The organism is Pseudomonas sp. S4_EA_1b (assembly GCF_016307435.1).
In the GTDB taxonomy this organism is placed as follows: Bacteria; Pseudomonadota; Gammaproteobacteria; order Pseudomonadales; family Pseudomonadaceae; genus Aquipseudomonas; species Aquipseudomonas rhodesiae.
The window spans coordinates 16,199-40,606 of sequence record NZ_JAEILC010000110.1; the positions used below are offsets into that span (position 1 = coordinate 16,199).

The 24,408-nt window shown below is 55.3% G+C and carries 19 protein-coding genes and 2 pseudogenes; 3 read left to right on the forward strand and 18 right to left on the reverse strand.

Annotation, left to right across the window (positions count from 1 at the left end):
• Positions 1 to 93: 93 nt before the first annotated feature.
• The 12 genes and pseudogenes from YA0848_RS29060 to YA0848_RS29110 all read right to left on the reverse strand — a co-directional run bounded on the left by YA0848_RS29060 (position 94) and on the right by YA0848_RS29110 (position 11,446).
• Positions 94 to 1,284 carry an STY4528 family pathogenicity island replication protein gene (locus tag YA0848_RS29060; protein ID WP_184316539.1) on the reverse strand — a complete coding sequence of 397 codons (1,191 nt, stop codon included), beginning with the start codon at positions 1,282 to 1,284 and terminating at the stop codon, positions 94 to 96.
• On the reverse strand, positions 1,281 to 1,829 hold the full coding sequence (locus YA0848_RS29065) for a DUF2857 domain-containing protein (RefSeq protein ID WP_184316541.1): 549 nt from the start codon (positions 1,827 to 1,829) through the stop codon (positions 1,281 to 1,283). The genes YA0848_RS29060 and YA0848_RS29065 overlap by 4 nt, the downstream gene beginning before the upstream one ends.
• On the reverse strand, positions 1,826 to 3,412 hold the full coding sequence (locus YA0848_RS29070) for a ParB family protein (protein WP_184316543.1): 1,587 nt from the start codon (positions 3,410 to 3,412) through the stop codon (positions 1,826 to 1,828). Before YA0848_RS29070 ends, YA0848_RS29065 begins: the two co-directional genes overlap by 4 nt.
• A gap of 14 nt (positions 3,413 to 3,426) precedes the next feature.
• Positions 3,427 to 3,636, reverse strand: coding sequence for a hypothetical protein (locus YA0848_RS29075; protein ID WP_076964377.1), 210 nt, complete (start codon positions 3,634 to 3,636; stop codon positions 3,427 to 3,429).
• An 85-nt stretch (positions 3,637 to 3,721) separates the two neighbouring features.
• The gene (locus YA0848_RS29080) at positions 3,722 to 4,564 is read right to left on the reverse strand and encodes a ParA family protein (RefSeq protein WP_126587411.1); all 843 of its coding nucleotides are present in this window, start codon (positions 4,562 to 4,564) and stop codon (positions 3,722 to 3,724) included.
• 4 nt (positions 4,565 to 4,568) lie between these two features.
• Complete coding sequence (locus tag YA0848_RS29085; RefSeq protein WP_020300882.1) at positions 4,569 to 4,799, reverse strand: AlpA family transcriptional regulator; 231 nt, start codon at positions 4,797 to 4,799, stop codon at positions 4,569 to 4,571.
• A 115-nt stretch (positions 4,800 to 4,914) separates the two neighbouring features.
• On the reverse strand, positions 4,915 to 5,667 hold the full coding sequence (locus YA0848_RS29090; RefSeq protein WP_184316544.1) for a hypothetical protein: 753 nt from the start codon (positions 5,665 to 5,667) through the stop codon (positions 4,915 to 4,917).
• 248 nt (positions 5,668 to 5,915) lie between these two features.
• Positions 5,916 to 6,704, reverse strand: a complete 789-nt coding sequence (locus YA0848_RS36800; RefSeq protein WP_416146538.1) for a methyl-accepting chemotaxis protein — start codon at positions 6,702 to 6,704, stop codon at positions 5,916 to 5,918.
• 69 nt (positions 6,705 to 6,773) lie between these two features.
• Positions 6,774 to 7,403 (reverse strand): annotated as a pseudogene (locus YA0848_RS36805) (HAMP domain-containing protein); the annotation flags it as partial.
• Between the two features lie 435 nt (positions 7,404 to 7,838).
• Entirely contained in the window at positions 7,839 to 8,837 is a 999-nt protein-coding gene (locus tag YA0848_RS29100; RefSeq protein ID WP_184316548.1) for a SphA family protein, read from the reverse strand.
• A 96-nt stretch (positions 8,838 to 8,933) separates the two neighbouring features.
• A complete protein-coding gene (locus YA0848_RS29105) occupies positions 8,934 to 9,929 on the reverse strand; it encodes a hypothetical protein (RefSeq protein ID WP_184316550.1) in 996 nt (331 codons plus the stop codon).
• 221 nt (positions 9,930 to 10,150) lie between these two features.
• Positions 10,151 to 11,446 (reverse strand): PucR family transcriptional regulator, encoded by a 1,296-nt coding sequence (locus YA0848_RS29110; protein ID WP_184316552.1) that lies wholly within the window; start codon positions 11,444 to 11,446, stop codon positions 10,151 to 10,153.
• A gap of 306 nt (positions 11,447 to 11,752) precedes the next feature.
• Here YA0848_RS29110 and YA0848_RS29115 point away from each other — a divergent pair, with 306 nt between their 5' ends.
• On the forward strand, positions 11,753 to 12,817 hold the full coding sequence (locus YA0848_RS29115) for a hypothetical protein (RefSeq protein WP_020300876.1): 1,065 nt from the start codon (positions 11,753 to 11,755) through the stop codon (positions 12,815 to 12,817).
• A gap of 63 nt (positions 12,818 to 12,880) precedes the next feature.
• On the opposite strand, the gene YA0848_RS29120 is transcribed toward YA0848_RS29115, so the two are convergent.
• From YA0848_RS29120 to YA0848_RS29145, 6 genes are read right to left on the reverse strand one after another with little or no spacing between them, the layout of a single operon-like run.
• On the reverse strand, positions 12,881 to 14,362 hold the full coding sequence (locus YA0848_RS29120; protein ID WP_184316554.1) for an aldehyde dehydrogenase family protein: 1,482 nt from the start codon (positions 14,360 to 14,362) through the stop codon (positions 12,881 to 12,883).
• A 43-nt stretch (positions 14,363 to 14,405) separates the two neighbouring features.
• A complete protein-coding gene (locus tag YA0848_RS29125) occupies positions 14,406 to 15,254 on the reverse strand; it encodes a VOC family protein (RefSeq protein WP_184316556.1) in 849 nt (282 codons plus the stop codon).
• A gap of 14 nt (positions 15,255 to 15,268) precedes the next feature.
• Positions 15,269 to 16,924, reverse strand: coding sequence for a bifunctional 3-(3-hydroxy-phenyl)propionate/3-hydroxycinnamic acid hydroxylase (locus YA0848_RS29130; RefSeq protein WP_184316558.1), 1,656 nt, complete (start codon positions 16,922 to 16,924; stop codon positions 15,269 to 15,271).
• A gap of 29 nt (positions 16,925 to 16,953) precedes the next feature.
• Complete coding sequence (locus YA0848_RS29135; protein WP_184316560.1) at positions 16,954 to 17,775, reverse strand: IclR family transcriptional regulator; 822 nt, start codon at positions 17,773 to 17,775, stop codon at positions 16,954 to 16,956.
• Position 17,776: 1 nt separating this feature from the next.
• Positions 17,777 to 18,628: a fumarylacetoacetate hydrolase family protein gene (locus YA0848_RS29140; protein ID WP_184316562.1), complete on the reverse strand. Its 852-nt coding sequence runs from the start codon at positions 18,626 to 18,628 to the stop codon at positions 17,777 to 17,779.
• Between the two features lie 19 nt (positions 18,629 to 18,647).
• A complete protein-coding gene (locus YA0848_RS29145) occupies positions 18,648 to 20,009 on the reverse strand; it encodes an MFS transporter (RefSeq protein WP_184316564.1) in 1,362 nt (453 codons plus the stop codon).
• A gap of 216 nt (positions 20,010 to 20,225) precedes the next feature.
• Here YA0848_RS29145 and YA0848_RS29150 point away from each other — a divergent pair, with 216 nt between their 5' ends.
• The gene (locus YA0848_RS29150) at positions 20,226 to 22,022 is read left to right on the forward strand and encodes an FUSC family protein (RefSeq protein WP_184316566.1); all 1,797 of its coding nucleotides are present in this window, start codon (positions 20,226 to 20,228) and stop codon (positions 22,020 to 22,022) included.
• A gap of 18 nt (positions 22,023 to 22,040) precedes the next feature.
• A pseudogene (locus YA0848_RS29155) lies at positions 22,041 to 23,522 on the forward strand (aldehyde dehydrogenase family protein).
• Positions 23,523 to 24,408: the final 886 nt, after the last annotated feature.

Sequence of the window (24,408 nt, forward strand, 5' to 3'; positions counted from 1 at the left end):
GATGGCGATGGCTGTATCGGTCGGATTGCGCAGATTCGGCCCTTTGCGATTTCACAGTAGAGCTCAGTAGATTTGATGCCACTGGCATCAAATCTACTGATGTCCAGGGCGTTTGCCGCACAGTTGGCGTAGCTCATTCAGGCACGCTTGGGCGAGGGCGGAGGCGGGTTCGCCCTGTTTTCGGGATGGGCGTGACGGTGCCGTTGGGGGCGGTTCTGCAACGGGTGAGGGCTCTGTCTGACCCGCCCAAGGCCGAAAGTCGCCTTTCAGTGCGCGCTGGATTAGGCCCATCAGATACGCCGCTGGTTTGCGGATACCTCCTGCCGTACAGCGTGCACCCGCTTCGTTGAGCACCGCCTGACGATCCGCTGGTTTGAGCTTGTTCAGCGCAATGGCGACGGCCTGACGCTCGCTTGGACTCAGGTGCAGCTGATCGGGCCAGTGCAGGTTATCCACCGCCAGGGTCGCGCGCGGTACAGTACAAGTACTTTCTTTTAATACAGTACAGGCGGCGTTCGGATTCCGAACGGTGCCGGAAACACTGGCGTTCAGACTCGGTTCGGAATCCGAACGAGGGCCTGCACGATTCCGAACGAGGGCATTTTCTCCCGGTTCGGAATCGTGTAAAGCGTCATCGGTTGCCTGATCCAATCCTTGCTGCGTCCAGTGCTCGCCCCAGCTGTCGAGCCGGGTGGGGAGTTGACCCAGATCGATATGGGTGTCCTGTCGAATTTCTTCCAAAACATGCTGGGCGACGATACGCACAGCCTTGGTAGCATGGCCGAAGGCATGCCCGACCAGTTCCAAGTAATCTCGATCCAATTCCATGGCTTCGGCGGGGGTTAACGGCTCATCGTGCAGAACATACAGAGAACCTTGAAGACGTCCGCTGAGCTGATCGCGTCCGCGACTCACCAAACTGAGCCAGCGCGTCAACCTGAGCATCGTCAACACCCGAGCAATGGTTTCACGGGAGGCTGACGCACCGTAGGGCACGCTCGACAGGTAAGGCTGCAAATCCTCATAGCGCGGCGTGACCACGCCCTGACCGTGTAGCATGAGTCGAAACACCTGCCAGGCATTCCGTTCCAATGGCGTCAGCCGACTATCCAGCAGCAGCCGACGCGGCACGACTTCTTGAGATTGACCACTGAACAGAAAGCCCACCTGCAGGGCCTGGTTGGAAGGAGGTTCAGTGGTAGGGCGTACGGGCCAGCGTTCACTCAGATGCTGGGTGCATTGCTGCAGGACACGCTGCCAACGACTGGAAGGGGCTGTGTTCATGTGCCGTTGCTGTACTGGTCGATTTGTTGCCAGACGATGGTCAAGCTGATCTGTTGCTCCTCCGCCAGCATCATCATGGCGTCGAGCTGGTCCTCGGTACCGTCCTGAACGCGTAGCTGGCACCAACGCTGCCAGAGCGCATGTTCCTGCGCTTCGCTCAAATGCTGGGGGCGGCCCTTACGGGTTTTTATCTTGAGCAGACGTCGGCGCAGGGCGGTTTCCGAATGCGCCAAGCCGAAGCACTGGTACATGATGGTGCTGCTGGCGCCCAGCTTGAGCGCTCGGTTGATTAAGCGCTCGTTCTGCTCGTCGCCTTCGGCTTGCACGATCAACCGATGCAGCACCGGCGAGTCAATCTTGACCTCGACCCAAGACACTGTGGCATGTGCCAGGCGCGACAGCGTGGTGGGCGGTAAGGATTGCAACAAGTAGATGTCTTCCTCACTCAGTCCGAGTGCCTTGCAGCGTTGCAGGTTACCCAGGCGCAGCTCATGCAGCACCTGAGTCAGCATGGCCTGATTGAGCACATTGATGGACAGGCTCATGGCAGCTCCTTCGGTAAGTTGTCTTCAGGGGTAAGCGTTAAGTCGATCAGGCGGCGGGCCAAGCGGATGAGACGATACAGTTTGATTAACAGACTGTCGGGCAGTCGCTCCAGCCCTACGTCCACGGCAGGACGATCTGTCAGAGGGAGTTGATAGATCCCCAGCAACAGCTGGCCGAACAGGGCTGAGGGCAGTTGCTTGCGATCCTCCCAGTTCACGTCGTCTTGAGCGCGCAGCAGGGCCATGAGCAGTAGGTGAACGCCGGTTGCGTGAGGCGCTGCAAGATCAACTCGCTCGATGTTCAGGTCGAAGCCCAAGCCAAGCGGCTGACCGATGATGCTCTCGGGGTATCCGGCATAGGCCGCCATTTCTCGCGCCAGTCCGGCAATGGCTAAACGCAGTTGTTCGGGTGTATCCAGCGTTGGTGTGATCGTCCAGAGGTCGTCGATTGGGCAGGTTTCGACTGGAGACGTCGCTTTGGTGGCTATCTCGCGATCGATTTGCTCACGAATCTGTTGAACGCGTGATCGAGGATTGACCGCTGGTGAAACATTTGTTTCGGGTTCTGCGAGCAGTTCTTCTGAAACTGACTCTATCCTGCTCTCGACCTGAGTTGATTGTGATTCAGTGTCGGAGGAGGGCGGTTCTGCCGCGGCTTCATGTGCGCTTGGCGGATAGATGTTCTCTGAGGGCGTGGTAGTGACAGCCCCAGGCGTGGATCCGACCCGTTGGGTATCGCTCAGCTCCAGGGCCAGCATACGGTAGGACTGTCCGAGCAAGCGGCTCATGCGTTCGAGTAATTCATCCTGGATCTGCTCAAGATCAAAGGATTCAGGATCGCAATCGAAGTAACCCATGGTTTCCAGCCAGAACTGTGCAAATGCAACTGTGGCGGTTGGATAACGGTTCCAGGTTCGCTCTGCCTGACTACGTAGAGCGATCAGGCGTTCGATCTGGGGCTTGCCCAAACCGGCATACAGGGTTTGTGGAATGGCGGGCAACAAGTGTTCGAGGGTGTCGAGCATCCGGCTGATGTGCGACTGTGAAATAGGGTAACCCCCAGCGGCAAGACGTCGTGCCAGTTCACGTTGCGAGAGCACAGCTCCCTCTGCTTCGAGCATGGTTTTGAGTTTGGCCACCGCCAGAGCCCGTTCGATGAAGGTGAGTTGGCCGTGCAGATCGCTTTCGGCCAGATGGCCGAGCAGGGCAGTGATTTCATTGCTCCAAGGTCGGAACAGGCAATGAATGCGAAAGAAGCGCTCGTCGCGGGTTTCCTGCCACAGCTCGCCGAGAATTGCCAAACGCGTATTACCGCCGTTGCGGATGATGAAATAGGTTTCACCCGGGCGGCGGGTAATCGGTGGCGGTTGATCCAATCCGCGTTCACGGATCGAAGCCTTGATATCGTCGTATAGCGGATTACGGATGAAGCGCGGGTTATGTTCGTAGGGCCGCAACTGCTCCAGCGTGACCAACATCGGCGTGTCAGTAGGTGGATCGGACAACCGCTCCAGTTCTGGCCCTCGAGGGAAATGGTCCTGGTGCAGCTTGTCGGTGATCTCTTGCTGACTGAGCTTCTTCATCGGAACAACCTCAGTTAACGCCGGTTACGCAAATGGTCACCGACCTCGAACTTGACGATCTTGGCAGTCCCCGAACCTTCGAAATGTCTGGAAAGCTCTGCGAGGAGCCAACCCATGGCCGAGCGTCCACCCTGCAGGCGAAAGACGACAGTGCAGTATTCATCGCCAGATGGGTGGTGTGGTCGAGTGAATGGTGGAGCGATGATGGGAAGTTGATCCAACATCAGAAGACTCCTTGCCAAACGCTGTTGGCTATAAGGTCGAGCAAACACAATGATTGGGCGAGAAGTGCCGGCATGGTGAATGGTGTCATTTAACCTCCGTGCACCTGCCCACCCTAGAAATCGCTTCGCGCCATTCCGGAAACAACTCGATGGCCAGCGCTTGCATGGTTTCCATCGCGGATGGCGAGCGTCGTTCCCGTGACTGGCGTGTCTCGACTCGGTGGACCGGTAGGCCAAGGGAGGCGGCGTTGAGGTACGCCACTCGCTCCGGAATTGCGGTGTCTAGAACCGAGATGTTGTTAGCCCCTGCGAAGGTCTCGCGCAGGCCACGGATGATCATCCGGGTGTCCACTCGAATGGCATTCACCTGGTTCAGGAGCAGTCGTAAGGGTGGGGGTGGAATGCCCAGGTGGCGGAAAGGTTCGAGTTCGCTGAGTAGCTTCAAGGTGCCACGCTGCAGTTCGCGGGCGGCGAGCATTTCCGGGGTGATGGGAGAGAGGGCAAGGTCGGAGGCCAGGATGGCCATCTCCAGCAGCACGCTACGCGCACCTTGGGTGTCGATCAAAAGCAGGTCGTAACGGGCGCGGAAGTTGTCGAGCAGATTGCGTAGGCGTAATCGCCCGTCAGGGGCGTGCAGCAGCAAGGTACTCAGTCGACCTTGATCGTCGTTGGAGACGATCAGATCGAGCCCTGCAATCACTGTCCTGGAAATAATCTGGGCAGGCATAGCTAGGTTGAGTGCGATGAACTCGTACGCACCGGCATCAGCCTTCTGGCTCAAGGCGTAATAGCTGGAGAGGGTGGGTTGGCTATCCAGATCCAGTAGCAGGACGCGTAGGCCTGCGTCAGCCAGTAGGCCGCCGAGATTGGCGGCTACTGTGGTTTTGCCCACCCCGCCTTTGGTGGAAACCACCGATACCACACGCATGGCATCAGGCCTGTTTGCCTAAGCGTTCAACGACCCACTGCTCGATTTCTAGCGAGTCCCAGCCGACTGCCCGCAATCCAATGCGTTTAGCCTGAGGGAATTTACCTTCCTTCATCAGGTTGTAGATGTGCGCGCGTTTGAAGCCGGTTTTTCGCTCCACCTCGTCACGTCGCATGATGTGGCGTTCTACCTGCAGTTGAGGTGCTTCAACGATGGGTAAGGATTGGCTGGACATGCTGGTCACTCCTGGCGCCGATTGGCGCGTGGTGGGAAGTGACCTGAATTGAATAGCAGAATTGGGGGAGAGTCATTGCACTGCAATCAGAGGTATTGCAGTGCAATTGCTCCATTCAGATATCTTTTTTGAGTATGCGATTGGCTGCGGCGAACTTTGCATCCAGCGTGCGTTTGCTCAGGCCAGGATCGTCTTTGCGATGAGCTGAGATGGAATTGACGATGGAGGATTGACTATCAAATACTGAGTGCGGTTTACCTGATGGCGAGTGTCCTAAGATTAGTTCAAGCAACGCCCCTATGACTTTCAGGTAGCCGATTTCACTGCGGTCACTGAGTTTACTGTTGGACTTTAGTAACTGATGGATATTTTCTCTTTCCAACCCCATTGCCTCAAGCTCATCGAGTAGTTGTTGATAAGACGCTTCTATATTTTTTATCCGCAATTGCATTGCATCTCGGTCGGCTTGTAAGGCCAGATAGGTGCCAGGGCTGATAGCTCCTTGTTGGTTGAAGGACTGTTCGAAAAGAAAGCTTGGTCTTTGATCAGGGTAGTAGCGCGCCATCCAAACTCTGAGGTCAGTATGGCGGATAGTTATCTGACTGCAATCGATGGGCGTGCCAATCGTGACCGACACGCCGAAGCAGCCATAGGCCAGGTCGCCATGGCGAATGGCATCTATAATTTTTTCGGTATTTGCCTGTAGGCACGGCCATTGGGGGAAGTATTTTGACAGGAGCGCAGGACAGTCCCAAGCCGATTCTAGTATTTGGGTTTCATGAGCCATGAGATTGCACCAGCGTATAGCTGCGTCAATGGGCCGATAAAAAAATTTTGCAAAAACGTTGTAGCTATCGGGTTCATACATAGGAGCAGCCTCATATTTGAGGGAACAGATCCGCTAACTACGTTTTTATGGCCTTTACTAGCTGGGCTTCCGTGCGGCAACTGTCCCTTGATTCGGTTTTATTTGTTGGTAAATCGATATCCTTTTTTTCGTGAGCGATCCGAGCATTAAGCACCTAATGCACTCTGGTTATCGAGTTCTTACGCTTGTTTCAATTGACGATTTAGACGCACAGCACCACGGTGCTTCTCCCAATAACCTATGCATCGCTAGACTTTGAAAGAGCTTATTCTGTGGTGCAGCAACTGACTTTGCTTATTCAGGAGTCGTGCTCCATCAGCCAGGTCATTGACATAGTGGGAGACTCCATCACTCAGTCGGTGAATGGTGATGATATTTTCGTTCACCGTTTCCGCGACAGTACTCTGCTCCTGGGCAGCCAAAGCAATGTGTTGGTTCATTTCATTGATGCCCTGAACGTTTTCGCTGATTCGCGTCAGGAACTCACCGACTTGCCGTGAGGTGCCCACCGCATCCTGCAGCGCATTCTGGCAACCCTCCATGGCTTCTCGTGCCTGATGCGCTGCGCCCTGTAACTGGGTGACAATATTTTCAATGACTTCGGTCGACTGGCGGGTCTTTAGCGCCAGGGCACGGACTTCGTCAGCGACCACGGCAAATCCTCGTCCTTGCTCACCGGCTCGTGCGGCTTCGATGGCGGCGTTCAGGGCGAGGAGGTTGGTCTGCTCGGCGATCCCGCGAATAGTGACCACCATCGCACCGATCCCCTCGCTGTCTCGCATCAAGTCACCCAGTTTCAGAGCGGTATGGGCTATCTGTGTCCCCAGGCGTTCGACCATTTGCTGGCTGGCGTCCATCATGGCGTTCCCTTCGCAGACATGGGCTGCCGACTCGCGTGTTTGTGCGCTAGTGCTCGAGGCGTGTCTGGCAACCTGGATGGCGGATCGAGCGAGTTGCTGCACGGAAGCGGCTACGGATTCGACCTGCTGAACCTGCTGGGCGGTAGCGTGCGAGGTGTGACCAGTTGTTATGTCCATTTCACCGGCATGCTGATCGAGAGCGCTAGAGACGAGCCCGACATCCGCAATCAGGTTCGATAGCCGTTCAAGCACTAGGTTGAAGTTGCCAGCCAACTCACCAATTTCATCAGGGCAACTGGCATCTAGGCGTTTACTCAAGTCAGCTTCACCTCGTGCTATCTGCGCCAGGCAAAGGCTGACCTCTTTGACTGGTCGCAGAATGTGACGCCGGGTCAATAGCCACACAGTCCCCAAGGTAGCGAGCAACAAAACTGCGGTGACTGCCAAGTTTTGCAGTAATACAGTTTTCAGGGTCGTTCTCAGCGCCTGGTTGTTGAACTCAATATCCAGCATAGCCAGCGCCTGACCATGATGCATTACCTGTGTGTTGAGCCGGAAGGAGACATTAGCCGCGTTTTTCTGACTGACAGAAGTTGAACGTTGCGTACGGGAATCGCGCACCGTTAGTCCATTAACATCGGGGGCGCGCAACAGTTCATTCAGCAAATTTTCGATCTGAGCCTGATTACCACTCGCGAGCGGTTCGCTTAGGGATTGTGCCGCAAGCTCAAGTAACGTAGTGGCTTGCCTGAGTTGCTGTCTGCTCAACTCCCGAGACGTGAATTGATAGTTGAGCGTCGCGACAGCGAGTGAAACGCAAAGCATGACCAGTGTGAGCGTCATCATCATTTTGCCTGCGAGCGAATATTGCATCATGGATCTCGTTTTATTGGCGTGGTCTTTCAGCAGAAACGATGCAGGGTTAATTTCATCCTGATGCGACTCGCGGCATTGCGGAGTAGGCGAGATAATCGGCGAAACGCGGATCTGAAATTTGTGTAGAATTAAGAATTACTGAGGTAGCACAAGTCATAGGCGATCTCGGTGTGAACGACGGATATGTTCTCGGTAGCGCTAATCTTCAGTGCAGCCGGACAAACGCAAAAGACACACGAACGGCTATTGTGCTCGGTAGGAGTTACCTGCAGATTGCCGTTCAGCTCGTTGAGGCCCACCTTCCATTTGTCGACCCACTTCCATATCCAATATTTATTTCGACGAACGGTTAACTTGGAAGCCAACGCGTCCGTGGCGGGGAAGAGTTGAGCGCCACCTCGACGTATCGCTACATCGAGGATAATGCTCTTGACCTCAAAAGGTGTGCGCGTAACGTACCTGCACGACGTAGTCGTTGCGTGCGCGGTTCTCTACTTCGGTCTCACGATAAGTGTTGAACCAGACACCATCACCATCGCCTACTTTCCAGAACACCCCAGGGCCAATCCCAAGCACTTTTTCGCGAGAGTCGGCGAGGCGGTGACCATTGACCTCATCATCACTTATTTGTTTGAAGTAATACCCATTGAGGCCAACTGAGACGTTGGGTATCACTTCATAGGAGGCAGTAAAGTTAATCCATGCCGCTTTGCCTGCCTGGGTATCACGCACAGGCTGACCTTCGAACAGTTGCACTGAACTGCTGGCTGGGTCCTTGTTTTTAAAGTTTTGCAGATAGTGCAAGCGCCAGCTCACTTCCCAGCGGGGTGCGGGCATCCAGGTCGCCGCCCAGTAAGGATTGATCGAGTAGAAGTTAGATCCTTGGTTGAGGTCCTTGTGTTCATCGTATTTACCGACGGGTAACAACACATCCAGTGCCAGGCGCTGGACGAAAATAGGTCGTCCATGCTCATCGACAATAGGATCGAACTGCACCAGCGGGCCGGTGGTGACGTCGCCAACTCCAGTGGCGTTGTCCTTGAGTTGTGGACCGTTGCTACCAAAGTCACCGTCGAGTGAAACGATCGGCACAATGATGTTCCAGCCCAGGTGTGCGCCCGCGCCAATAGTGTTGGGCGAGTAATAGCTGAGTTGGTTGATCAGGCTGGTGACATTGATCTTCGGGTTATCAAAGTCTTTGATTTCCTTACCCGAGTTATTTCGAATCGAACTGGCGCTGGTGTACCTCAAGTATTGCTGGAACGAAAAGCCGGGCAGGCCGGCAAATCCATCGTAAAAACTGGTGCCTCCCAGATTAATCCCGTTCGGCTCCCCAACGCTAGGCGGTGGAGGGCCGTTGGCGGCTACAGTTTCTAGGGACGAGAGAGTGGCGAGGACTAGCAAGGCTGGACAAGTTTTTTTTATTGTGTTCATCGTTGTTGGCTCTATTGTTATTTTTTTTGGCGCTATTTGGTAATTCCCAGAGTGCTTTTGCATCAAGCAATCTGGTACCAATGTGCTTTTGGCACATTATTTTTTTGCTTGCGTGGTACCTGGGCTCGCGGCATCAGACGCTGAGGGCTTTGCTCGGAATCGATGGAAAGGGCAACCCGCGACTTTCGCCTGCTCGCTCTGCTGATCTGGTGTTTTAGATGCACCCGCAGCGCGCTTGGCGGCATGCGCCACTTGCCGGCGTTCCGTGAAGGTGTCCTTCGGATCAGGGATCACCTTTTCCCCCATCCACAGAAAACCGGCAGTAAACAAACGCAATGCTTTACTGGCCAACGGTGAGGGTCGTTTGAGTTCGTAGGCGCGGATCAGATGATCGGGATAAAGACTGATCACCCAGGCAAATACCAGAGAGTGTGAGAATTTTGGAAAATAACGATCGGCGAACTGTTGGATTATTGCTCGCGCCGCCGGTGGGCCCATGTCGTGTTTGGGAACATCCTCACTTTCCCAGCGATCCATGAAGGCCATGATTCCATCAAAGGAATCAGGGAAGCCTGTAATCGCTTCGCCCGTCCCGGCGTTGCGAAAAATGGTTGACATCTGGTGCCAGTATTTAACAGCGGCGAGCTTCTCTTTTTCGCTCATGCCCGCCATACCTACGCGTTGCATCAGGCGATGCATGCCGGCTGCTTCATAGCAAAGCGTGTAGACGTAGGTGTCGTTGCGGCTGAAGCTCTCGCCAAATCGCTGAGCGTAGTGGGAGTGTATTTTGTTTATCGACTCAACGTTTTCGCGGGTCTTGTCGTGGTGTGAACCGTAATGCCACCAAACCTGCATCTTCCAGGATGTGTCATCGGAGCGTCTGAATGAGTTTTTTAGAATTTTCCCGTCACCGTTGTCAATGAGAGGCAACGCGTCCAATTCCCTTACGAAGAAGTGAGGGAAAGTGACGGCGTACACAAGATTCATGATGAAGTCGGTTGGCCGATAAGCCGCAGAGAGTTTCCAGATCTCGTCATAGTCGGTAGCAGGGTCGAGCTGATCAATACGCGCGGCGATCCATTTGCGGGTCATCGGGTTTTCCTCTTATTTTTGTTGTCATCTCACTGGGCGCATGGTCATTGCGCTTCCTGCGGATAGCTTACAAGTTAGAAGAAGTACCGAGCGCAGTCATTAGGCCGGAAAACCAAAATAATGATTGGTTTTGGTATTGCAGTACGGCGGCCCTCGAGCGCTTGAAACGTGCGTTGATGGTCTATCGACTGGGATACATCAATCTCACTGTTTACCTGTTTCTATTCCCTTTCATGCTTGAGGACACGGCCCTCGTACTGGGTGATCAGGTGCAAGGCGCAGCGTATTTCGAGCTCTCGTTGCTTGATAGGACAACCCAGCAGTAGTTCTATCTGTTGCAGTCTATACACTAGCGTGTTGCGGTGAATACCTAGCGCTTCAGCACCGTGGAGCAAGCTGTTGCCTGACTGCAAGTAAGCGCTGAGTGTTTGGCGGTAGCCGCCGGCTTTCTCTGATTTGTTTGCCAGAGGTCCGAGCACGGAGTCGACATACCACGCGGCCTTTTCAAGATCCTGACCGACCAGGATCGTCAGGACATGGTCAGCCCAGCGCATGACGCCTTTGATTGGGGAAAGGATTGCAACGCTACTGACATCTCTGGCTTGAAGATGAGTACGCCTGAACCCAGCAGGGCCCTTCGCTGGTTCACCCAGTGCACATTGAGTTCCACTTAATTGCCCCAGTGTTTCTTCAAGTCGTTTCAGTTGGGTCGGAGTAGGGGCGCGCGGTGTACTGACCCAAGCCCATGTCAAATGCTGAGTGAAGGAAACTACCAGCGGTGTATCGCCGATGATTGCATCTTGTAAATTGCGTTGTAACTCACCCAAGTCTGAGCTGAGCTTGGTGTTGAGATCAGAAATAATGATACCGACATGGAAATGCTCAAGATCCAGGCCATGATCTTTTTTGATTTGCTTTAGCTCGAATGGTTGAAGCGCGCCCGCATTGCCGATCAACTTTTCCACAAGGGCGCGGCGTCTCGCGATTTGACTTTCCATCAGCACCTGACGCTCGTCCAGGTAGCACAGCACAAAGTGCTCGATGATTTCATCCACCACGCCTGCACCGTTGGTGACTAACCGTTGAACCGTTGAGGGTGCAAAAGTCCTGGACGCCGACGCGGTGAAAAAATGATTGACCCAGATAGTCTGGTTGGCTCGCATGTTTTTGACGATGCTGCTGAACGGTACTTCGCGACGTGCAGCTTGTCGCGCCATTGAAGGGATCAATTTCAGCGTAAAGTGCTCACTGTTTCTCGATAACGAACTCATGAATATATCGAGGATGAGCGTTTCAAGGTTGAGGCGTATCTCTGGCGTCGGCAAGTCAGGCACCGTTTGAAATTCGTCCTGCAAGCGCTTGAGGGAACTGGCGGCCTCCTCAAGCGCCCAGGCCACCGCACCTTCACCCATCTTCAACACAGCATTGGTCAGATGATGCTGACCAATCACCGCCTTGGAAAAAGCGTTCTCGACCGAGCCTTTTGGCTGCAGGTGAGAATAGAGATCAGTAGTCAAACGGTACTCCCTGTGAGTCGTAATGATTATTTATGTACGCATCACGCAGCCGCCCGTGGGGATCCAGCGCACTGTGATTGCAGTATAGCGTCGCGGTGATACTGCAATACCAAAAACGCCGTCGAGCTTGGATGGACAGACCGGAGACTGGCCCGGGGCGAGGCCCTATCGTAAGTGGTGGTGTTTTTAAATCGAGAGCACCCAGACGTTGCGCCATGAGCGCTTCTGTCTGACGACTGAAGGCCGCTGATCAGAGGCCTCTATTTTCGTATTCACTATGTGCACTCAAGCGAAGAGAGGATCTACATGTCTGCCCCTAAAAAGTGGATTCAAGCCAAAATCCAAAGCCTCGACCCAAGCAAGGATTACATTGAAATCTGGCGTTTATCGAACAGCTACGGGCTGAACGACTTCATGCAGAACTTCATCTACGCGTTGACCTTCCCTAATTTTGTCGTCACCGATTGGGGCTCCAGAGCGGTCTGGCGTGAAGACGGTGGCAAAGTCGTTTCACGGTCCACCTCGCGTGTAGAGCAGACCGGCAGCGCCAATGCGCTGTGGTGGTTCTACGGTCCTGAAGACAGCCGCACCATCAAGTCGGTTGAAGGTATTAATAATCTTCATGCGCATTGGGCCAAGCAGTATCCCGGTGCCTTTTCTTATAATGACGATTACGTGTACGTCTGTGCATTCACCGCCATCACAATGCACCGTCTGAAGTTGAAGATGGGCGCCCCGGGCCTCTCCGAGAACGAGAAGATTGCCGCGCACTTGTTCTGGCGTGACATGTGCAAACTCTTCCGTGCTGAAAACGATCAGCCGATCACTGGTTACCCGGATAGTTTCGACGCGCTCGTGGAATTTTGCGAAGCCTTCGAAAATGCTCCAAAACCCAAGCTTGAACGTGGCAATCTCATTATCACGGCGATTCATGAGCAGTTTGTCTTCCGCTTCTTCCCCAAGGAGTTGCATTGGTTTGGCCATCAGTTACTGCGCGCCATGTCATTGACCACCACGCTCGACACCATGCAGGTCGACCGCCCTGACCCCGCCGCGGCCCAGCTTTTGCCGCAACTGGCCGGCTACATGATGGGCATGATGGAAATGAATGCCGACGATCCGACTGAAGCCTATATCGAAGAGCGGATGAACATGTCCAGTGAAGATAAAGCCGAAGTGCGAAAGGGCATCCAGGCGCTGGACAAGCAATTCCCCGAGCATTACGTCGAAACGTACAAGAACGATCCTAAATTTGTCGGTTGCCCTTTTCATGCCGCTTTGGGCGATGGCGTTACACCGCAAAATGCAGCCGACAAACAAAGCATCAAGTCCATAGAGGCTCAGGTAGCGGCTTTGGGCGGCGACGAGTAACGCCAACTCACCTTGTTGCCCTGCATGACAATCAGCCCCGACAGGGGCTGACTGCGTGGTGCATTAAAAAGGGTAGTGGTGACCACCTGGCTGCCAGGTCACCCAGTGTGCGCGAGTGAATTCATCGACGGCATAATGACCGTTGAAACGCCCGAGCCCGGAGTTCTTTTCACCTCCGAAGGGCGCGTTTGGCTGGTCATCGACGGTGATGTCGTTGATGTGCGTCATGCCGGCGACGATGCCACGAGCGAACTGCAACCCGCGCGCCATGTCTTGGGTGAATACCGCACTGGACAACCCATACTCGCTGGCATTCGCAAGTCGCAGGGCGTGCGCTTCATCGTCGGCTATGAGCATTGGTAACAGTGGGCCAAATGTTTCATCTACCGCCAGGGCGTCATCGGCTTTTACGTTGCCGAAAACATGCGGTGGGAGCAACAGACCGTTGGCTGAAGCGCCGAACAGTTTAGTCAGGCCAGCGCTGTGTGCCTGATCAATCTTGCGTAACAGGCCATTCAATTGCGATTGATTGACGACAGGCCCAATCACGGTGTCCGCATCATTAGGGTTACCCACTTTCAGCTTGCTGACCCTCGCCACCACAAGTTCTGCAAACGCCGGGTATAAGGTGCGATCAACAATCACTCGGTTGACGCTCATGCATATCTGCCCTTGATGCAGGAAACGGCCGACCACGGCTGCGTGAGCTGCCACTTCAACGTCGGCATCATTCAGCACCACCAGTGGCGCGTTACCACCGAGTTCAAGAGCAACGCGTTTGATGTGCTTGCCACCCGTGGCGATGCGCCCGACATTGCGCCCCACGTCCGTAGAACCGGTGAACGAGATCAGCCTGGGTACTCGATGTTCCACGAAGGCGTCACCGATTTCCGATCCGGCGCCCACAACAACGTTGATGGTGCCCGCAGGGAAGCCCGCCGCCTCCAGTAGGTAGGCGATCAACAATCCGCCGCTGACAGCGGTATCACTCGCAGGTTTCAGCACTACGGTATTACCTAATGCCAAGGCCGGAATAACGGAGCGCATGCTTAGATAAAGCGGAAAATTCCATGGGCTGATCACCCCCACAACGCCAAGTGGATCACGGAACACAAAGCTCTGTTCGCCGGGCTTGTAGCTGGTCAAGATCCGACCCTCTACTTGCATCGGCATGCTCGCGCATTCTCGGACCAGGTTCAGCGTGCTTTGCCACTCGATGCCAGCCTTGATTCGAGTGCTGCCCGACTCTTTGATGAGCCAGTCGATAATTTCTTCACTGCGCTGCGCAACGATAACGGCAAGCTTTTCAAGCAACATAACTCGTTGGCCGGCGTGTAGCGCAGCCCACTCCAGCTGTGCCTTTTCGGCGGCCAGATAGGCTTCATCCAGATCGGCGACCGAGGCGAGCGGCATGTCCAACAGCAACTCGTTGTTGAAGGGGTTGCGGTTGTCCAGGCGTTTGGTTGAGCGACCTGGCTGCCAGCGGCCGTTAATGTATTGATGACCTTGAATGGCAAATGGAGCGGGTGCGTTCTGGTTGTTCATTTAGGCGACTCGATCAATTTAATGGATTGACTTCCCTGCAAAATCAGGTGCGCATCCAGGCGCGGCCCCAGGAGTTAAGAGTGTGCTCACTCTGCGGCCATACGCCGGCTTCACGGTCTGCTGGCGCCAGTTCAAGTTCGGCCGAGAATTCCAGTCGGTTCCGATCGGCATCGACCACCATGAAAAACAGATTGTTGCCCGGACCATGACGGCCAGGGCCGAAGAAAATGCTGATGCGCTCCTTGGCAAACCGGTCGCCCCAATCACGAATGTCATTCCACTCATTGGTTTCGTAACAATGGTGGTCCCATTCATTCTTCGACCCACGGAAAAAGGCGAGGGAGTGATGCTCGTCGTCGGAGCGCAGGAAACACACCATGAGCTGGCCGGTTTCCTGGTCGACCACGTTGTCGGAAATGGTGAAGCCAACGGTGTTGACGTAAAAGTCGATAGTCGTCTCAAGCTCGGTGGTTTGGAACACAACGTGCTGCAACCTCGACGGCATGCCTTGCAGTTCAGCACTTGTATCGGGAAGTACTACGCCGAATATTGTCTGGCGACCCTGTGGATCCCGAATGGCAAACGCGCCTGGCTCAAGTAAAGGCGAGGTCACCGGATCCATCTGGCATTCACGCTCAATCAGGTTCTGACGCAGCGCTTCCAGTTTGGCGTTGGAGTGGAGGTTGAAGGCAGCGGCCAGCAGGCCGCTATGGTCGGCTGGCGAAATGATTGCCGCTCGTTTCGGCCCCCGCATCACCTGGCTGCCATCTGCTTGTGGCGATGCGCGCATGTCCATCATTCGCGTATAAAAATCTACCTGGCGTTGAGGTTCTTTGCTTGCCAGGTGCAGGTAGCACAGTTGAGCAGGGGTCGAAGTCTGGAGGGTCGTCATGGAAAACTCCGCGATCAAAGAGTAACTGGGGAATGGGCGGTATTGGCAGCCGCGACGGCGACTGTCGTAGCCTGTGCAATGCCCAACAAGGACTGAAGAGCCAGAGCTGTTTCTGACTCCTGAGCCTGGTCAAATATGGCGGCGACATAGCGGTCGGGACGTAGCAGCAGGAAGGTGCTGGCCTCGGCAAACAGTGCGCTTAACTCACCGTTGCGATCATGTACGATCGTGAGTCCCGCCAAAGGGGGCGGAAGCGGAGCGTCTTGTGGAATGATCACGATGCGCTTGGCATCCAGGAGGGTCCAGAGCGGGTGCTGCAGTTGATCCATGCGTTGGCTGCGCAGATCGCCATATTGAATCAAGGCAAAGCCCGGGCCGATGTGCTCATCCAACAGTTGCGCGCAGCCGTGAGAGTCGAAAAGAGTCGGCTGCGGCAGCATGGTCCCGGCGCGCAGGTTGCCGGCCTTACCTTGGGATAACACCAGGCCCTGGGTAAAACGAGGCTTTGGTTTAAACTTCATTTGCAGAAAGTAATCGCGCAGAGGCGGGATCAGCCCGATCACGCGGAAGGTGCTGGTAATGAGTTTGGCGCGCAAGGCTGAAGCCGGCGCCATGACCACCCCGAGATTCAGCGCCAGCTTGATCAGCGCCCAGGCATGATCGCGGCGTTCGCTTTCATAGGTCTCGAGGGCGCTTTTCGCCATTTGTCCCCGGAGTACCGCCACAAGTTTCCAGGCGATGTTATGCGCATCACGCACACCACTGTTCATGCCTTGGCCCGCATAGGGTGGGGTCAGGTGCGCAGCGTCACCGGCGAGAAAAACACGACCTTCCTGCCAGCGAGAGGCAACCCTGGCGTGGAAGGTGTAGACCACTTTGCGCACCAGCGAATAAGCTTTTTCACCCCGGAACGGCCGCAGCAAGTTGCCAAGGCTAGCGTCGCTGAGCATTTGCTCATCAGTCTCGTCGTCTTTGAGCATGAACTCGAAGCGACGTGTCTGATGAGGGCCGGGCACTTCTACGACAGGTCGCTGCGCGTCGCAATACACACGAGTCTGCCAGAACGGGTCATCGTCCTGATCCAGATCCACGACCAACCATCGGGACTTGAAGCTGGAACCCACCATATCGATACCCAGTTGTTTTCGAACCGGGCTTCTGCCGCCATCACAGGCAACCATGTACTGGGCGTGCACCTCAACCGTGTCACCGGCCGCATTTTGTATTCGAGCGAGAACGCCTGAGGCGTTCTGTGTGAAGTCGATCAGTTCATGGCAGAAAAGCGGAGTCAGGCTAGGGAAACGCTCCATACCTTGCATCAGCGTGCGTTCGAACAGGGGTTGCCTGAACGCATTGCGTTTGGGGTAGCCGTATTGCTTGCCGACAGGTTCGACCTTGCCAAAGCAACGTCCCCCTGGCTTGTCGAAGTAGTGAACGCCGTAGCCTTTGACGACGTCAGCCAACACGGCTTCATCCAGCCCGGCTGCCTGCATGGTTCGCAGCGACTCATCGTCGATCGAAACGGCACGCGGTTCAGTCACGGTGCCGGCTTTACGATCAAGAATGGTCGTACGCACGCCGGCCTGTCCGAGGAGGTTGGCCAACGTGAGTCCTGTCGGGCCGGCACCGATAATCAGTACGTCAGTATTCACGGGTGTAAGGGTTGTCATTTTTATTCCCTCGGTGACCGCCGGGCTGGTCAGTCCAGTACTTCTGGTCTGTGCGCCAGCGCGGTCATGAGTTGTGAAAGATTGTCGGCAAGGGCGAGGATTTGCTGGCCTTGCACTTCATCCTGTTCGCTATCGCGTTGCGAGGTCGGGCGCACGCAGCTGATGCTGCCCACCACTTTGCCGTCGCCATCGAATATGGGGGCCGCGAGGCCAAAGACGTCCGCATCGACTTCGCTGGTGCTCAGCACATATCCCTGGCGGCGCAAGCGTTGGAGCGAGCGCCGGAACACCTCCCACGTCTTGCCAAGGTTGCTGGACTCGATGTCACTCGGGTTTTCCAGAAACAGTTGGCTTTGATGCCGTGAGCCCATGTTGGCGAGGATCGCTTTAGAGGTAGCCCCCATGAACAAAGGTCTTGGCGATCCTCGCGAGTAGCTCACTTGGTTGGAAAGGTTGCCGGTTTGATGGATACAGACCACTTGATCCTTGAACAGCCGACACACCAACCAGGCTTGCTCGGCACCCCATTGCGGAAAGGTCGACTCCAGGGAGTGCGCCGCGCGTACCAACGGATCACTGACGCGCAGTTGGCGATCCCAGGTGATGATTCTCGCGCCCAGCGCATAGCGACCGGGCTCCACCTGAAACAGCAAATTGGCCTCGGCCAGTTCGCGTACATAACGGTAGGCAGTGGAGCGTGTGAACCCCAACGCATTTCCCATCCCGTCGACCGTCCAGATGGGATGGTGCTCGGTGAATAGGTCGAGAATTCGCAGCATCCGCTCCAGGCTGGAGCCTTTGCTGTCTGCCAGGTGCTCGGTGGTGTCTTCGGAATCAAACGGTCTTTGCATGTCAGCTCTCGTCTACAATACTGTTGCGCAGGATACCAATGCGCTCGATTTCGATTTCGACGATATCGCCCGGCTTCATCCAGACTGGTGGCTCGCGGAATGCACCAACGCCGCCGGTGGTGCCGCTGACGATTACGTCTCCAGGGGCCAGTTCAGTGAACGCGGTGCAGTACTCGATCAACTTGCGCACATCGAAAATCATGTCGCTGGTGCGCGTGTGTTGCATCACTTCGCCGTTCAAACGAGTCGTCAGTTCCAGGTCCTGCGGGTCGACGATTTCATCGCTGGTGACCATCCATGGGCCGAATCCACCGGTGGCCGGGAAGTTCTTCCCTGGAACAAACTGGATCGTGTGCTTCTGCCAGTCACGTACGCTGCCGTCGTTGTAGCAGGCATAGCCGGCGACGTAGTCCAAGGCGTCCTCCGGTTTGACGTGGCGAGCGGTCTTGCCGATCACCACGGCCAGTTCACCTTCGAAGTCAAGCTTGTGGGACACGTTTGGGCGAACGATGGGCTGCAGGTGTGCGGTTTGGCTGTCGGCAAAGCGGGTGAAAATCATCGGGTAGGTCGGCATGTCCCGACCAGTCTCGCGCACATGCGTGGCGTAGTTGATCCCGATGCAGAGCACTTTGCCTGGGTTGGCAATGACCGGCAAAAAGGTGATTTCACTCAATGCCAGGCGAGGCAGGTCTTTCAGCGCATCAGCCCCCAGTTCGCTCAGTCGATTGCGCGCGATGGCTTCTTTGAGGTCCGCACCCAGGTGAGACTTGAGTGATTCCAGGTCAATGACGTGGTCACCTTTAACAATGCCGTACGTGGAACGGTTTTGGTAAACGAAGCTTGCGATTTTCATGGGTATGCCTCTGGTTGCATCAATGATGTGTAACAGACTGTGAGGGTGTGGGTTGTTGTTTGCTCGCGGGGTCAAGTCGTAGCAAGGTAATCGCCGTCAGCGCGATGATTCCCGGAACCAACGCTGCGCTGAGGATCTCTGTCAAAACCCAGCCGGCTGCCAACATCAAGCCGCCGCAAACGGGCCCTGTAATGGAACCCACTCGCCCGACGCCAAGTGCCCAGCCGATGCCTGTGGAGCGTATTTCCTGTGGGTACAACTCGGCGGCCAAAGCGTTAAGACCTGCCTGCGCGCCTTGCACCAAAATGCCCAGCAACAACATTGCGGGGAAAAGCGAATAAATCGAAACAGGCAATTGGCTGAGCGCCAGCACGATTGCCAGGTAGCCCATGAATTCGATGGTCAATACGTTGACCGACCCCCAGCGGTTCATCAGCCAGCCTTGTACGACCGAGCCGATCACACCTCCCAGGCTGAAGAGAATGATGGCGCGAATGCCCATGCTCAGCGGTGCATGGGCTGCCACTAACAGCGTCGGGATCCAGCTCATGATGAAGTACAAAATCATCAAGTTCATGGCATACGGCAGCCAAAGCAGCAGGGTGCGGCGCCACATGCCGGCTGTGAAAAGACGACTCAGGGAGGTAGAGGAGGTTGCCTGTTGGCGTAGTTGGCCAAGACTGGCGGGCAGTTCTGCGAGGTTGGGTGCGAGCCGTTTAATGATAGCGCTGAGGGCAGCACGACTGCCGGGTTGGCGACTGAGGAACTCAACCGACTCTGGAAGCCGCCACACCACAACGCCGGCGACCAGCAACGGCAGCGCGCCACCGATCAGGAAAAGGTTTTCCCACCCCCAGGTAGCGAGCAGTTGGTCGACCGTCAAGCCAGCCAGCATGGCGCCCAGTGGCATGCCACAGAACAGCAGCGTCACGGCACTGCGCGAGTAACGTCGCGGGCTGTATTCAGAGATCAGCGCCACCAGGTTGGGAATTGCCCCGCCGAGGCCTATGCCGGTCAGAAAGCGCACGACGAGCAACTGCGAGACGTTGTTAACAAAAGCGGTCAGTAACGCGAATGTGCCGAACAGCAGGATCGACAACACCAGAATTCTCTTGCGCCCCAAGCGATCCGCCATAGGGGCCAGTAGCAGTGCGCCGAGCATCAAACCAAATAAACCCGCCGCGAACACCGGTGCCAAGGCTTGGGGCGTTACGTTCAAGGTTGATGCCATGGCAGTCACCAGAAAACCGACGATCTGGGTGTCGAATCCGTCTAGCACTGCGACCAGTACGCAGAGGGCGAGCCCCTCCCATTGCAACCGGCTGACAGGGAGGGCGTCAACGACGTCGCAGAGGATATTGCTGGGTGTAGGCGTATGCATGAACTGGCCTCTTATTGTTTTTATTGTCTGGGCAGGCAGGTGCCCTTGACTGAGGCTAAATCTATTACGAAGCAAAAATCCTGTAAAGATAAAATAAACCAAAATCCTAAATAGCAGGAAATATGATATTTTGGTTTCTCGTCGGCATGCACCATGGCAATGAGAGCCGCGTGCGGCTGCGTTTCCCTTATCAGGCTGCGGATGTCAGTTCATCAAATGAATAAGTGGATCACTCAATCATTCGGTCGCTTGATAGGCCGTTTTGGCATGCAGCCCGAGCTTCAGTGGCCTTCTCGGTCAGCACTGATTTTCAGTCTGCACACAACCACGGCAGCTCTCTTGGCGCTGGTCATCGCTCAAATGCTGGACCTGCACCATCCTTGGTGGGCTGCGATGACAGTCTGGCTGGTGGCGCAACCTACGCGAGGCCTCTTGATCGAACGCATCGGCGCGCGGCTGATCGGTACGGTGGTGGGAGCCATGGCAGGCGGACTTTTGCTGACGGTGTTCTTTGATCAGCAGCACTGGCTAATGCTCGTACTGGCAGCCTGGATCGCAGCGTGCGCCGGGTATGGAAACCTGTTTCGACATTTTCGAAATTACGGTTTTGTGCTGGCAGGCTACACCGCAGCGATCGTCGCGCTGTTTGGTATTCAAGACCCCGTGCTCGATGTGGACCTAGCCCTTGGCAGAATCTATTGCACCGTCATCGGCGTGTTGGCTTCAGCTTGTTTTTCATGGACGTTTACAGGCAAGTCCGCGTCCCTGGAATCCGTGTACAACCGACTCGATGCGCTGATTGTGGCCAGCGTTCACTACAGCCTCAAAAGGTTGCAGGCAGGCACTGCACACGATGCCAAAAGTTTTAGTGCGCTGTTGCAGGAACTAGCGGCGCTTGATCTGTGCCTGGATGAAATTGCTGCAGGTTCTCGAACAATGCGTTTACGGGTCTTTCGCACTCGCGACACGCTGGGCGCGCTTGTCGATTTGCTCGTAAGTAGCCATTTCGATGTTGGCGAAAAACTCCGATTTCCCTCTGACCTGTTGGTAGCAACTCATCCTGAATCGGCAGCTGCAATGGTGCTCGCGGTGATCAATGAGGTCCACAAAAACACTGAAAACCTTGCCGCAGGCACGCTGTTCGTTGAAAAATTACAACGCGTCTTTGCAGCGTTGAATGCTTGTGAAACGCCAGGCAGGGAAGCGTTGCAATCAACTCAACAGCGCGACTGGCACGCAACATGCCTCGCGGGCTCCAGACCCTTGATTGCGATGTCCATCGCCACCGCAATGTGGTGGGGCCTGGGTTGGTCAGACGGTCCAATGATGGTCATGACGGCCGTGTTGTTCGCCTCGCTGTTCTCCAGCCATAGCCACGCCAGTGCGGCGTTAAAAGACGTACTTGTTGGCTCGACCGCTGGAGCCGTTCTTGGCGTGACCTGCCGTTTTTGGCTGTTACCTGAAGTGGGAACGGTGTGGGAGCTGGCCTTGGTTATCGCACCGTTTTTGATGATCGGAGCGTTGCTCATGGCTCGGCCCGGTACAGCAAAACTGGCCATCGACCTGAACATGACCTTTTTGTTAATCGCTCAACCTGGATTGCAGGTAGACACCTCCCTTGAACATACCCTGTTGCAGATGTTGGCAATTCTGGGCGGGGTGTTCACTGCCGTGCTGACCTACCGATGGTTGGTTCCTTCATCGCCAGGCTCCCAGCGCAAGCGCCTGTGCAAGCGCATTGCGCGGCTCGCACTGAAGATCTCGGATACACCTGCCCCACCTGCTCAGGCACGAATTTATGATCAAGTCAGGGGTCTCCTGACAAGTCTGATCAGCCTCGAAAAAAAGGCCTCTCCACGGCTCATTGCTGCGTTCGAATGCGCAGCGATTGCTCAGCTTTTCGCTCACCACCGAACTGATGAACATCACACCCTTGCACTGCACCAGCAATTGGAAAACCTCGCGACTTCCAGGCTGGCAAGCAAGAAGAATACTGGCGCTGACCTACTTTGAATCAACCGGAGAACACCCATGTCTGACCGCCCAACACCGTGGCAAAACTTTACTGGCCAATACATCGCCGGGGCTTGGCGTTCCGGAAGTACGCGCAAGGTCCTGGAGAACCGCAACCCTTATGACAACGCCCTGCTGACCGAGCTTTCGCTGGGTGATGTTAGCGACCTCGACGACGCCTACCAGGCGGCAGCAACCGCGCAGAAAGCATGGGCGCAGACGTTACCTAATGAGCGCTCAGCCTTGTTCATGCGCGCCGTTAACGTACTGGACGCCAGGCACGGCACGAAGAAATTGTCGACTGGCTGATTCGTGAGTCAGGCAGCACGCGTACCAAAGCCGAAATCGAGTGGTCAGCGGTACGTTCGACCATGATCACGGCCGCGGTCATGCCTTCGAGAGTCGTCGGCCGCATTCTGCCAATCGACACCCCCGACAAAGAAAGCCGCGTTTACCGTAAACCACTGGGTGTGGTCGGGGTTATCAGTCCCTGGAACTGGCCGATGCACCTTTCCAATCGGTCTATCGCACCGGCGCTGGCACTCGGTAACGCCGTCGTCGTGAAGCCTGCCGACGATACGCCGGTGACCGGTGGTTTGTTGTTGGCGAAAATTTACGAAGAGGCCGGTTTTCCGCCGGGAGTTTTGAACGTGGTCGTGGGAGACGTGGCTGATTTGGGTGATGCCTTTACCCTGCACCCGATTCCAAAATTCATCTTCTTCACGGGATCGACTCGGGTCGGGCGGCACATTGGGCGCGTTGGCAGTCACAGGCCCGACGCTCAAGCGAGTCGGGTTGGAGTTGGGTGGGAATGCTCCGTGTGTGGTGCTTGATGACGCGGACCTCGATCTGGCGGTGCACGCCGCCGTTGTGGGGCGCTTCCTGCACCAAGGTCAAATCTGCATGAGCAGTAACCGGATTATCGTCGACGCCTCGTTGCAAAAGGATTTCGTCGAAGCGTTTGTCGAGCGCGTTCGCCAGTTGAAAGTCGGCGATCCTGACCTTGCAGATACAGTCATTGGCCCGCTGATCAACCGTCGCCAGTTGGAGGGCGCAGTGGCCCGGATCGAGGCGGCGAAAGCCGAAAGCATCGAGTTGTTGCTCGGTGGCGCTGCACACGGGTAGGTACTGCCGCCTCATGTGTTCGTCAATGTCGATAACATGAGTGACTTGGCCCAGGCTGAGCAATTTTGTCCTGTAGCGCCGATCATCACTGCGCGTGACGAGGCACATGCGCTGGAGGTGGCCAACCAGACCGAGTTCGGCTTGTCGTCTGCGGTGTTCACCAAGGATGAAGGTCGGGGCCTGCGCTTCGCTCAACAGATCGAAGCCGGCATGACTCACATCAACGACATCTCGGTCAATGATGATCCGAACAGCATGTTTGGCGGCGAGAAAAACAGTGGTATCGGGCGATTCAACAGCGATTGGATCATCGCTGAATTGACTAGCGATCACTGGATTTCGGTGCAGCACAAGCGTCGCGCTTATCCATTCTAAATGCGACTGTGGCACGCTCGTGTGATAAATGAAAAATGCCCCGAATTTTCGGGGCATTATTTTTCAATCAACGGTTCGACCTTTCCCCTGCTCGACCTACAGCTTGTTGAGCAGTGTCAAAAGCAAATCTCGCTCATCGCTAGTGAGGTGGGGTTGATATCGCTATGCATGGCGACTTCAGGGTGTTTTTAAGCGACTGCTCGCCAGCCTGGCTGAGAAACAAACCATACGAGCGCTTGTCGGGATTGCTACGTACGGGCCTGACAAAGCCGCAAGCTTCCAGCTTATTGAGCATCAGCCCGCCCGCCGTGCGGGCTCACCGACATCGGTACTGGACAGCGTCGGCCCCCACGCATCATCGAATCAATTCACGCACTGACTACATTTTAACCGGTTACTGCCGTTATTTTCAGATGGGAGGAGGGCTCTTTTGGGCTATCAGCCAGTAAGACGAGCTTTGGGTTAACACCTATCGTGAATATGAGGTGGATGAACAAGCCCCTTACAACTTAGGCGTCACTCATCAATCTCGTCGAGTACTTTAATAGGCTTATCAATTGCTTAGGAAGTCGTCGGATGATTTGGAGAGTCCGACGATGGATAGATACTGATCCTAATGAACAGATGAACAGCTTTGTTGAGAGCGGTGAGATTTGCCGAGAATCTGAGCCAGTTCCACATTAGTCGTACTTCACAGCAGCAAATAATGAGTACACAATTAAGGCCATCAGCGAAACGCTATACTTTGGAAATCTTGAGCTTTCAAACACTTGGAGGATGAGTTATGATCCCGTCCGCTGCGCCATATTCGGTAACCTGGACCACTGAACGCCAGGTCACCACAAGAAGCCCGCTCACTGAGCGGGCTTTTTTGTGTGCGCCCAGC

Excerpts from the sequence above, each read along its gene's own strand:
- YA0848_RS29060 (WP_184316539.1), bottom strand. The coding sequence starts at position 1,284 with ATGAACACAGCCCCTTCCAGTCGTTGGCAGCGTGTCCTGCAGCAATGC.
- YA0848_RS29065 (WP_184316541.1), bottom strand. The coding sequence starts at position 1,829 with ATGAGCCTGTCCATCAATGTGCTCAATCAGGCCATGCTGACTCAGGTG.
- YA0848_RS29070 (WP_184316543.1), bottom strand. The coding sequence starts at position 3,412 with ATGAAGAAGCTCAGTCAGCAAGAGATCACCGACAAGCTGCACCAGGAC.
- YA0848_RS29075 (WP_076964377.1), bottom strand. The coding sequence starts at position 3,636 with ATGTTGGATCAACTTCCCATCATCGCTCCACCATTCACTCGACCACAC.
- YA0848_RS29080 (WP_126587411.1), bottom strand. The coding sequence starts at position 4,564 with ATGCGTGTGGTATCGGTGGTTTCCACCAAAGGCGGGGTGGGCAAAACC.
- YA0848_RS29085 (WP_020300882.1), bottom strand. The coding sequence starts at position 4,799 with ATGTCCAGCCAATCCTTACCCATCGTTGAAGCACCTCAACTGCAGGTA.
- YA0848_RS29090 (WP_184316544.1), bottom strand. The coding sequence starts at position 5,667 with ATGTATGAACCCGATAGCTACAACGTTTTTGCAAAATTTTTTTATCGG.
- YA0848_RS36800 (WP_416146538.1), bottom strand. The coding sequence starts at position 6,704 with ATGGACATAACAACTGGTCACACCTCGCACGCTACCGCCCAGCAGGTT.
- YA0848_RS29100 (WP_184316548.1), bottom strand. The coding sequence starts at position 8,837 with ATGAACACAATAAAAAAAACTTGTCCAGCCTTGCTAGTCCTCGCCACT.
- YA0848_RS29105 (WP_184316550.1), bottom strand. The coding sequence starts at position 9,929 with ATGACCCGCAAATGGATCGCCGCGCGTATTGATCAGCTCGACCCTGCT.
- YA0848_RS29115 (WP_020300876.1), top strand. The coding sequence starts at position 11,753 with ATGTCTGCCCCTAAAAAGTGGATTCAAGCCAAAATCCAAAGCCTCGAC.
- YA0848_RS29120 (WP_184316554.1), bottom strand. The coding sequence starts at position 14,362 with ATGAACAACCAGAACGCACCCGCTCCATTTGCCATTCAAGGTCATCAA.
- YA0848_RS29125 (WP_184316556.1), bottom strand. The coding sequence starts at position 15,254 with ATGACGACCCTCCAGACTTCGACCCCTGCTCAACTGTGCTACCTGCAC.
- YA0848_RS29130 (WP_184316558.1), bottom strand. The coding sequence starts at position 16,924 with ATGACAACCCTTACACCCGTGAATACTGACGTACTGATTATCGGTGCC.
- YA0848_RS29135 (WP_184316560.1), bottom strand. The coding sequence starts at position 17,775 with ATGCAAAGACCGTTTGATTCCGAAGACACCACCGAGCACCTGGCAGAC.
- YA0848_RS29140 (WP_184316562.1), bottom strand. The coding sequence starts at position 18,628 with ATGAAAATCGCAAGCTTCGTTTACCAAAACCGTTCCACGTACGGCATT.
- YA0848_RS29145 (WP_184316564.1), bottom strand. The coding sequence starts at position 20,009 with ATGCATACGCCTACACCCAGCAATATCCTCTGCGACGTCGTTGACGCC.
- YA0848_RS29150 (WP_184316566.1), top strand. The coding sequence starts at position 20,226 with ATGAATAAGTGGATCACTCAATCATTCGGTCGCTTGATAGGCCGTTTT.